This is a genomic window from Ruminiclostridium cellobioparum DSM 1351 = ATCC 15832 (assembly GCF_000621505.1).
Lineage (GTDB): Bacteria > Bacillota > Clostridia > Acetivibrionales > DSM-1351 > Ruminiclostridium > Ruminiclostridium cellobioparum.
This window is the reverse complement of sequence record NZ_JHYD01000067.1, coordinates 1-10,396: the sequence shown is the minus strand read 5'-3', so window position 1 is coordinate 10,396 and position 10,396 is coordinate 1. Positions and strand designations below refer to the sequence as shown.

2 protein-coding genes and 2 riboswitches are annotated in these 10,396 nt (G+C 41.7%); both genes read right to left on the bottom strand.

Annotated features, from left to right (window positions below):
- Positions 1–344: 344 nt before the first annotated feature.
- Positions 345–1,439: a glycine cleavage system aminomethyltransferase GcvT gene (gcvT, locus tag T344_RS0119090; protein ID WP_027630014.1), complete on the bottom strand. Its 1,095-nt coding sequence runs from the start codon at positions 1,437–1,439 to the stop codon at positions 345–347.
- 79 nt (positions 1,440–1,518) lie between these two features.
- A riboswitch (glycine riboswitch) is annotated at positions 1,519–1,611 on the bottom strand.
- A riboswitch (glycine riboswitch) is annotated at positions 1,612–1,710 on the bottom strand.
- 277 nt (positions 1,711–1,987) lie between these two features.
- Positions 1,988–10,021 carry an Ig-like domain-containing protein gene (locus tag T344_RS28760; protein WP_034862322.1) on the bottom strand — a complete coding sequence of 2,678 codons (8,034 nt, stop codon included), beginning with the start codon at positions 10,019–10,021 and terminating at the stop codon, positions 1,988–1,990.
- Between the last annotated feature and the right edge of the window lie 375 nt (positions 10,022–10,396).

Genomic DNA, 10,396 nt, shown 5'->3' with positions numbered 1-10,396 from the left:
TCTTGTGGACTATGACATCGAAGCTGGTAAAACAAGGAGCTCAAAGCACCGTTTTGCAAGAGCCACTTTCGCTGCTGCTAATATACATCTGGATGCTTGGATCAAACACAAATCCTTTAGTATTCTGAGTCTATTGCAATAGTACAAGAACTTTTCAAACAGCATTTAAAAATCTTTGAATTTCAAAGGTTTATTTGCTGTCCCAAAAAATCTGGGCTCAAAATTACACAACTATTAATTTCTCAAGGTACAATGCTTTTTCTACAAATAGCTCCATTTCACAAAGAAAATGGAGTGAAGTATTGGTTTTTCTCGAAATTACCAATTACTTTTCGAGAGTATTCTTATTTTTTATATTTTTTGCTATAAAAAGGCAGGCTTATTATTTTAGCCCTGGCGCACTTTTTTCTTATCTCAATGTCGATTTCATTGCCCTCAATGGCATATTGGGAATTTATCAATGCCATCCCTATATTGCTTTTCAGTGTGGGGGAATAGCTTCCGGTAGTTATGAAACCCTCTGTTTTTCCGTTTATCTTCACCTCATAATGACTTCTCGGGATTCCTCTGTCCACCATTTCAAAACCCACCAGTTTTCTTTTGAGGCCTTTGTCCCTTTGTTCCTGAAGTGCTTCTTTTCCGGTAAAGCTCTCTTTTCCAAGCTTAACAAATCTCTCAAGTCCTGCTTCAAGGGGTGAAATATCCCCCGATATTTCCTGCCCGTACAAGGGCAGCGCAGCTTCAAACCTCAGGGTATCCCTTGCACCAAGTCCCACCGGAACCAGGCCTTCCTCCTTCCCGGCCTCAAGAATCCTGTTCCACAGGGCCTCCCCGCTGCCGGCTTCCAGGTATATCTCAAAACCGTCCTCTCCAGTGTATCCTGTCCGGGATACTATTGCATCGAAACCACCCACCAATGTCTTGGGCAGGAAATGAAAGAACCTTATTCCGGAGAGGTCGGTATCTGTGAGCGACTGCAGAATACTTTCAGCCTTCGGACCCTGAATTGCCAGCTGGACAAAGTTCTCCGACACATTGTCTATTTCAACCTGCCCCCTCTTGTTTTCAGTCAGCCAGTCAAAATCCTTAAGGGTATTTGATGCATTTACCACCAGCAGATAGTATTCCCGGGAATACTTATATACAAGCAGATCATCAACAACGCCACCATTGGGATAGCACATGGGTGAGTAGACTATCTGGTTCTCCTTTGCCTTTAAAATGCTGTTGGTTACAAGACCTTCGAGGAATCCCTCGGCATCGGGCCCTTTCACCAGTATTTCCCCCATATGGGATACATCAAAAATACCTGCTGCATTTCTTACCTTTTGGTGTTCTTCGATAATTCCTTCATACTGGACCGGAAGCTCCCATCCCCCGAAATCAATCATCTTTCCGCCAAGTTTCACATGTGCTGCATAAAGCGGTGTCCTATTCACAACAATACCCTCCCTTTTCAATATTTTGATTTTTGCATTGGCTAATTTTGGTAATAAAAAAAGAAGACAACAAAAAATGTCATCTTCCTCTGTTTCCAAACCTGAGAGATTCCTCCCCGCCAATACGGGTCGTTGCTCCTTCGGTGCCGGTTCCTCCGGCTTTTCAGAGATATGTCCGAAAACAGTCCTTTTACCTGAAAGGTTCACTGCAATACGACCTATTGCAATTTTCTTCTTCGGTGCCGGAAACGGTCTCTCCTGCCTCCATCATCCATACTTCATTATATTTTGAAATTCTCTACTTATTCTATATTTATTCTAATATTTTATATCAAAACTTATTATCAAGCTTTTTTCAATCAATTCTTATAATACATTATATCATTATCCTAATCTTAATAAAGCAATTTATTTGAAATTTTATCCTACACTGAATTTCATTTAAAAATTGAAAAAAGCAGACAGCCTGGATTAGTTCAGACTGTCTGCTTTTCAGCTGCTAATTATTTTTTACTGTCAAATCAACAAACTTAAGTATTTACCATTTGCTATTTTGACAATAAATTATATAAAATCTGTGCCATTTGTGCTCTGTTTGTAGTCGCTTTTGGTGTAAGCATGTTATCGCTGCCACCAACTATTCCTGCTTCTACAAACACCGTCATGGCCTCCTTTGCCCATGGTGCGATACTTCCTGCATCGGAAAAGTCGGTTAATGCTTTTCCTTCCTTTCCCGCAGGTTGTTCACCCATCAGCTTTAAAGCATTGTACAGTAATGCAACCATTTCCTGCCTTGTTATTTCTTTGTTCGGAGCATACTTATTGTCACCTACTCCGTCAGTTATACCAAGTCTTTTTGCTGCCGCAAGATAACCTGTATAATAGGTATTTCCTGCATCAACGAAGTTATCTTTTGAATTTTCATCAGGTTTCTGCCCGTATGCTTTCATTAACATTACCAGGAACTGTCCGCGTGTCAGCTTATCTGCCGGTCCGAAATTGCTGCCGCCTGTTCCGGTTGTGATGTCCCTTGCGGCCAAAAATGTAACCGCATCGCCGTACCACGCATTTGCTGCAACATCCTTAAATGTCACCTTGTTATAACCTAATACATATTGAGAGCTGTGGTCGGTACTAAAGGTAATTCTTTGAGTTTTAATATCATACGCACAATTACCAACTATTTCTGCTTTACCTTCCGCATTAATGCTGTAGATAACAATAGCATTTTTATCTTCACCCAGCTTTAGTGTGTACGGTATTTCTATTTGTATATTACCACCAAATTCGGATATGGTTCTGTTATCAATTTTTACACTTAAATCATATACCGGTGCGTCTCCAACGGTTTTTTTCACTTTTCCTGATAGTGTAGCTGCATCCACTTTGCTGACTGTAATTTTCACATCAGTTCCAGTTTCCTTTGAAATGCCGGAGAGTGTCTTCTGATCCAATGTAATCTCTGCAATCGGTGTTGATATAATCAGTTCATCAATCTTGTTATCATTGATTGTGTTTATAGCTGCAACAGGTATGCTTGTCTCAACCGATTTTGCATCGCTTTTTGCGTTTACTTTTATTTCAACTATCGCAGCTGTTCCAGGTGCACTTTTAGCCGCTTCTGCTGCCGCCTTGGTTACAGCTTCCGTAATCTGGCTTTTTGTTACAGCTGCAGCCGCATTTCCGTTTGAATCAATCTTTGCTTCAGTTGTAGTTTTGCCTACCACAGATGTTCCATTCTTTTCTGTTGATACTACAGACGCAGGCACTGTTGGTGTTGGTGCAGGCGTTGAGGACGAGCCGCCGCTTGATGTGGAAGGTGAAGCGTTATTTGCTAACGTTGCAGCATACACAGCATCAGATATTTCAGATTCTCCAACTGCATTCACTGCCGTTACTTTATAGAAGTACGTTGTTGCTGCACTCAGTCCTGTGCTGCAGTATGAGTTTGTTGTTACTGCATTATCTGTTAGCTTGGTATATGTTCCTTCAAGTGTTGTTGCCATATATACATTGTAACCTATAGCTCCCGGTACCGGTGTCCAGGTAAGATTTATACTGCTTGTTCCGGCTGCTTTTGCTATTAGGTTTGTTGGTACCGCAGGTGCTACTTCCAAAGATGTAGTAGTAGCATACGCAACCTCCGACTTATCAGATTCTCCTGCTGCATTCACTGCCGTCACTTTATAGAAGTACGTTGTTGCTGCACTCAGTCCTGTGCTGATATATGAGTTTGTTAATATTGTGCCATCTGTCAGCCTGGTATATGTTCCTCCCGGTGTTGCTGCCATATATACATTGTAGCCTGTAGCTCCAATCACCGGTGTCCAGGTAAGGTTTATACTGGTTGTTCCGGCTGCGCGTGCTGTTAAGTTTGCCGGTATTTCGGGCACTACTGCCAAAGGTACGGTAGTCGCATATGCAACCTCAGATTTGTAGGATTCTCCTGCTTCAGTTACCGCTGTTACCTTGTAGTAATATGTAGTGCCTGACTGCAGTCCGGTGTCAGCATATGTAACTGAATAAGCGGAACCATTTATGCCCGAAGCCGTTGTAGTATCTACCGTTAAATAAGGTGTAAAATCTATTGCCGAATTTGTTGTAGTATCTACCGATAAATATGATGCACCATCTTCCGATGAATCCTGAATACCATTAATCTGTGAATTAATTGGTATTTCTGCCACCTTGGCGTAAGTTCCATCCTCCTCCGAGGCCCTGTAAACATTGTAACCAGTTGCTTCTGGTACCGGTGTCCAGGAAAGGTTTATGGTGCTTGAACCCGCCGCTGTTGCTGTTAATTCTGTAGGTATGGTCGGAATTGCTTTTCCTGTATATACTTTAAGCCAGTAGTCTCCAAGACGAGACTCATCTGCCCAGTCAGTTCCGTCGTATTTACCCGATGGCACATCCTGACCGTCCTGTTGGATTTGAGGATTTGTTACACTTTCTTTCCACCAATCCGGGTTACTTGTATCGGCTGACGAATACCATTTGTAGTCATGATTGACATCACTTGCTGTCGCCTGTCCCAATGCTAAGGCATATTTGTTTCCTGCGATAAGTCCGTTATAGGTAAAGGTCAAATGGACTATACCATTGTTTTGACTGATACTGCTGTCCACATCTGCCTTTGATACAGTTGCTGAAGCTAAGGCACTACCCATTGGCATTCCATTGGAATCTGCATTATAAAGTTCGAATATTGCGTCACTTTCAGCGTTATTATCTACAATTTTAACATCTATTCCTGTAATGTTAACGTAACCCGGCCTTGCGACAAAAGTTTGGAATCGTTTTACCTGGTCACCTCCGCCAAAATCCAGCGTTCCTGTACCCTTACTTGAGAAATCGATAATCGAGTGATCCGCCTTATACCTTAAACCGCTTATTGATTCTATAAGACTATTGAGAGCCGCATCCACTTCTGTTTGTGTTGCCTCGGGCTTTTCGTTGACACCCACTGCACTACCCAGTGAAGACTGCAGTGCTGCCCATGAATCCTGAGTAAAGTTTTCCTCGGAAAGACTCTGTGCATAACTAATCTTTTGAGTAAGGGCGGCCTTGTCTACGGGAACAGCCTCTGCCGTATAAATTTTAAGCCAGTAGTCTCCAAGCCGCGACTCATCTACCCAGTTAGTTCCACTATATTTACCCGATGGTACATCCTGACCGTCCTGTTGAATTTGAGGATTTGTTACACCTTCACTCCACCAATTCGGGATATTTGTATCGGCTGACGAATACCATTTGTAGTCATTACTATTGTTGACGCTACTGACTGTCGCCTGACCCAATGCTATGGCATATTTGTTTCCCTCTATAAGTCCGCTGTAGTGCAGAGCCACATGAACTATGCCATTGTTTTGACTTATACTGCTGTCGACATCTGCCCTTGACACAGTTTCAGAAGCCAAGGCACTGCCTGTGGGCATTCCATTGGAATCTGCATTATAAAGTTCAAAGGTTGCGTCACTTTTAGCACCATTATCTGTAATTTTAACATCTATTCCTGTAATATCGGTATAACCTGACCTTGCGATAAAGGTTTGGAACCGTTTTGCCTGGTCTCCGGCCCCAAAATCCAGAGTCCCTGTTCCATTACTTGAGAAATCAATAATGGAATGATCTACCATAACTAAACCGCTAATTGCAGCATTCAATTGATCAACCGCCGAATCGACTTCTCCTTGTGTTGCATCAATCCTGTTGTTAATTTCTACTGCCGAACTCAGTACACTTTGAAGTCCAATCCATGAATCCGGTGTATAATCCGCCTCAGCGAGGCCTTGTGCATCAGATATCTTTTGAACAAGGACTGTCTTATCTACAGTTTGTGTATAGACCTTAAGCCAGTAGTCTCCAAGACGTGACTCATCTGCCCAGTTAGTTCCGTCATATTTGCCCGATGGCACATCCAGACCGTCCTGTCGGACTTGAGGGTTTGTTACACTTTCTCTCCACCAATCCGGGTTACTTGTATCGGCTGACGAATACCATTTGTAGTCATGATCAGTATCACTGGCTGTAGTCTGACCTAGCGCTATAATGTATTGCTGCCCTGCAGTAAGTCCGTCAAAGTTTAAACCAGCATGTACTATGCCATTGTTTTGACTTATACTGCTGTCCACAGCTGCCTTGGATACAGTTGCAGAAGCCAATGCACTGCCCATTGGCATTCCATTGGAATCTGCATTATACAGTTCAAATGTGGCATCTCCTGTTGCGTTATTATCCAAGATTTTAACGTCTACTCCTTTTAAGACAGAGTAGCCAGGTCTTGCGACGAAGGTTTGGAATCTCTTTACCTGATCGCCGCCACCAAAATCAAGTGTTCCTGTTCCATTACTTGAAAAATCGATAATCGAATGATCTGCCTCATACTTTAAGCCGTTTATTGAAGCCATAAGACCCTTTAAAGCAGCATCCACTTCTGTCTGTGTTGCATCGGACTTATCATTGATATTCACAGCAATACTTAGTGAGGACTGTAGCGCTGTCCATGAAGCCTGAGTAAAGTCCTCCTCGGATAAGCCATGCTGTACATAGCTAATCTTTTGTGCCAGTAACGACTTGTTTACTGCGTTTACTGTTACTACGCATTCATCCTGCAGTTTGTCGTCAGAAGTTTTTACAGTTATGGTTGTTGTTCCTGGTGAGAGGGCTGAAATATTTCCGCTCTGATCAACTGTTGCAACAGCAGGATTACTTGAAGTCCAATTTAAAGTTTGAGAGTAATATGGGTCATAAAATACGCCAATTTCATTTATCCCAACAAAGCTTCCCATATTTGCCGGATTTTTATTTGTCATAATTACTTTTATTTTCTGAGTACTTACGTCATCAAAGTAGACAACATTTTCTGATGTACCAGTGGGAGTAACCGGCGATTGCTTCATGTTCTGTACATCTGAAAATTCTGTTCCATTCCAGTACTGTACTTTATAACTTGTGGGCGGTACAACTCCACCTCCGTCGTTATAGAAATTTAGTCCAAGCCTGTTTACACTCTCGCTGGCACCAAAATCTATCTGGAACCAATCCGAGGTATTTTTCGAATTCCATGATGTCCATCTTTTATCGGTACTGTCGCTACCATCCACGGCGTACCAGATATTATCACTGCTGTTTGTATAAGAAGCTGATGGTGCAGGATAACCCGTACCTCTAGTATTTAATGCAATATTGGTCAATTCATTAAATGTTCCCTGCACTGAAGCAGTTAATTTGCCAGTATCATTAGTAAAAAGAGACATATCACTTTTATCCAATTTTAAAACGGCAAGATCCCCTGCATTAGCTTGACTGACAGTAACAGTACAAGAAGCCTTAAATCCGCCATCCTCTGTGGTGGCAGTTATTGTGGTCTGGCCTTCGGAAACTCCGGTCACGTTGCCATATTCGTCTACAGAAGCTATATCAGGATTACTTGATTGCCACTTAACAGCTATATTCTGAGCATCTTGCGGCTCAACAGCTGCAGTAAGTTGTTTGGTTTGATTTTTGTAAAGAGACATTTCACTGGGAGCAACGCTAACTCCAGTAACCGCTGCTGTGCCTGCAATATTCAAACCTACCTTTTTAAACATTTCTGCAACTCTATCCCCGGAATAGCTTACTCCATCAGCACTTTGGAAGCTTGGGTCAGAAACATTGTAGGACACGTTTGCTGAATCTCCATCAGGGAATGTAACTTCACCCGTTAATGAGTCCCACACCAGGTGTTTCAAGCTATCCACAGTAAAGGATCTTGTCCCGTCAATATAAACTGAGTATCCTTCAGGAATACCATCATAATGGTTGTCCCCATTCCAGATGATGGTCAGATCACTTCCATGGTATCTCAAGTTATTTACTGTAAAATGTCCCCAACCAATATCGATAGGGTTCAGTTCAATTTTATTGTCCAGCCTTGGTGTAAATCCTGCAACATCTTCTATAATGCTTACATTATATTTTGAATGCATATTGTGGTGTATCCATGATCTATAGCCTATAGATGAGTTATCTACATTGCTCCAGAACTCATTGGCATCCGGATAATCTGTGTTTCCGCCAACATACATCCCCCATGCTCCCCAGTATAGAAGCTGTTTGTATACGTCAGCAGTAATATAATCTGAAGGATAATCCTTCACAGCCTTGGCAAGGAAGCTCAAACTCACACCCATTGATGACGGAGCAGAATTATATGTCATTGATTTTCCAGATGCCTCTGCTGCGTGTGAATCCTGTATATCCCCTATAAGGGCCGGCCATACGACAAAATCATTTGGATTTGTCCATAACTTAAACATTTCCCGATAGTCTGGATCATCAGTTGGCACAAGTCCCATAGTGTATGGGTAGAAGTTTATTATATCCTTCCATGGGTTAAGTTCAGAAGAATTAACATCTTTATTCAAGAACTCCTTTTTGTTGCTGTCCCACATTTTTGTCAGGACCGCATATTTAATTTTATCTGCAAGCACACTCATCTCATTTGCCTTTTCCGTGTTTCCAAGCTTGCTGTACATCTCGGATACAGCCTGTGCATTCGCATATACATAAGCGGAACTAAGACTGTCTACAGGCCCACCTGTCCCGCCTGTTCCACCGCTATTATTGTAGTACTTTGTAACAGGACTGTCCGAATCAAAGCCCGTCCAGCTGCCATCAGGAAGAGTAATAATACCATCGTTATTTTTATCATATTTAGCCATAAAGTCTTTTACATCGTTATAGCCATAATCAGCAAATTTGCTGAGAAGTGCATCTTGTCCTCCATAAACCTTATATGAATCCCATCCGGCTTTTGTTATGTATTGTACAAAGGATTTCATCTCTGTACCAGGACCGTAATTCCAGAAAGGAGCATTACCCGGGTTGTCTTTAAATGCTCCCCCGCCTGATGTTGCACCCATGGATAGCCATGTACCGTAGTTTAAGTCAGGATTCCTTAAGTATCTGCTCTCTTCCAGCATCCATGGTAATGGTAACGTTATGGCATTATTATAGCCAGTAACACCTTCCACGCTGGTAGGGAAAGCGTATCCCTTACTGATAGATAATTCATTATCCTGTAAATTAAACCTGTCAAGCCACCAACGATAATAAATCATTTTCTTTATGTTTTTATCCGGAACATCTATGTAAGGAATATTATCTGCCCACCATTGGTTATATTCTCTTACTTGTGTTACAAATGCAGTTTCGGGATCATATCCCTTAAAGCGGTTGTAATCTGTTGTAGATTCAGGAATTTCATCGGTAATAAAGCCCATAATAACCTTTTTACTCACTGTTTGTCCCGCTGCAACACTAAATGTACCTGTCAGGCTTGTCCCACTGGCTGTCAAACCGTCACCTGAAATCCTTGGATAAATCTTTGTCAATCCTCTTGGTGCCGAATATTCTCCCGTCAATTCATCACCACTGGGATTTTTTGCTCTTGGGGATGTCACTGTCATAGTGATGTTTTTTGCTGCAGATGAATTGTTCTTAATGTCGAGTACAGACACAGCAACATTATTTTCAGTAAAAAACTTTTTTATGTTAACATTTAATCCATTTACATCATTGTATTCGCTGGTCCAATAACTTGGATAGCTGACCCGTTTGCTCACATTCTCCGTCAATCCACTTGAGGTCAGGTCTATTATGTAACCGCTGACACCATCGGTTTTACTTAAACTTTGATCTCTGTCCGATTCGTCAATATAGGCAACCTCTCCGGCAAAACCCAACTTTGAAGGATCATGCCAGCCCATCCAAATGGATCTGCCCTTGGACAGCATATTCCCTTGGTTATCCGCTGTTGAAGGATCATTGCCTGGTCTTGCAAGCATCCTGTCCATCCAGAAAGAGGTCCCGTCCTTTTCAGCTTCATATATTTCCTTCATCATACTATTTGTAGTGTAACCTACCGGCTCACCCACTGCACCAGCGCCAATGAATGTGGGTAAACTATCGTCTGTCAGTGGCATGCCGTCAAGCTCTGCCTGGTATGCGGCCAATGTTGTCTGAGTCATCATTGATAAGACGATAAAAAAAGAAAGTGAAAATGACAAAACTTTTGATAACACACTCTTTTTTAACAACATGAAACCCTCCTTTAAATTAATATAATACTCTCGAAAACTCCAATAGCTTTCGAGCTCTATGTTTTAAGATGCAATTTTCTTCTCGCACCTCTAACATTCTCCAGTTTTTTACTTTAAATTTTCCAACAACATTTACCAGTAGTAACCATATATGGTTACTGTACACCTTGACATTAGCTTCCAAAAATTTGAAAACCACAGCGTATGGTATTAATTGCCATAACACTGGTTTTGGAGGCTATATTAATGTTGTGTAATTGGAACTCTCATGTAGACTATCAAAAGAAACTTCTGCTGGATTTGATTCTGTTTTCTGAAATTGAAAAAAGCAGGGTGGTCTCTTTGGAAAAGTCTCTATCCAAACTCTACCTTTTT